We start from the raw sequence: 1,030 nt of genomic DNA, 5'->3' as shown, positions 1-1,030 counted from the left end.
GGTCTTCTCGGCGTCGACGCGCAGGAAGACGTCGGCGGCGGTGATCGTCATCTCGCGGGCGAGCGGCGCGGCGAGCGCGGGCTCGACCTTGAGGCCCGCAGCCGGGTCGATGCCGCACGCGGTGAGCGCGTCGGCCACCGTGACGCCGACGACGTCGAGGTCCACGCGCTCGCCGCCCAGCACGAGGTTCACGGGGACCGCGTGGCGCACGACGACGGTCATGCCGTCCTTGAGCGACGAGTCGGGCGCCGGCGTGACGATGTCGGCGTGGTCGACGGCGACGCCCGCCTGCTCCAGGAGAGCGGCGACGTCGGGTGCCTTCGTCTTGTGGTAGGTGGCCTCACCGTCGTTGACGACGGTGACCCCCTTGACGGCCCATGCGTAGGATGCGGTGAGAAGCGCGAGGAATGCTGCAGCGATGAGGAGTGCGAACAGGTGCTGGATCTTCGGGCGGCGTGCCGGGCCTGCCGGCTTTCGTCCCATGAAGCCCCTAGGTTCTCAACATCCGAGTCGACCGACGCGCCAGACCCCTGACAGGCGCCTCGCGCCCCCGCCGAGCGCGGGCTTCGGATTCTACCGCTGCGTTCCGGGGCGGGCAAACCCGCAGGTCGCCGTTCTGCAGGTCGCCGTTCGAAGGGCCCCGGAGGGCGCCCTCGGCCTGAGGGGTCAGGCCGTGCCGAGCCGTCCGGCCAGCTCCGCCCCGATGGCGCGGGCGCGGGCGAGCGCGTCGGCGTGCCGGCCGATGTCCGACGGCGAGTCGACGCCCTCGACCTCGAGCAGCTCGACCACCTCGAAGCCGACGACCGACAGCACGCTGCGCGTGGGATCGATGGCCGAGGTGAACCCGTACGGGTCCTGGCCGCCTCGCGCCAGCAGCAGCGCCGCGGGGCGCTTCAGCGGCTTCGGCCGGCCCTGCACGTAGACGCGCGCCCAGTACGGCTGGCAGCGGTCGTAGAGCGCCTTGAGGCGGGCCGGCACCGTCGCGAAGAACACCGGCGAGTGCGTCATCCGCGACCGCATGCGCGAGGTG

2 protein-coding genes are annotated in these 1,030 nt (G+C 72.6%); both read right to left on the bottom strand.

Features of this window, described 5'->3' with window-relative positions; translation table 11 throughout:
- On the bottom strand, nt 1-483 hold a 483-nt coding region (locus tag FDZ70_11375; protein ID TLM64759.1), incomplete at its 3' end, for a DUF348 domain-containing protein.
- A 183-nt stretch (nt 484-666) separates the two neighbouring features.
- A partial coding sequence (locus FDZ70_11370; protein ID TLM64758.1) for an NAD(P)H-dependent oxidoreductase occupies nt 667-1,030 on the bottom strand: 364 nt, incomplete at its 5' end.

This window comes from Actinomycetota bacterium, from assembly GCA_005774595.1.
GTDB lineage: Bacteria > Actinomycetota > Coriobacteriia > Anaerosomatales > D1FN1-002 > D1FN1-002.
Note: the sequence above shows the minus strand (reverse complement) of the source record. Positions and strands in the feature narration are given on the sequence as shown.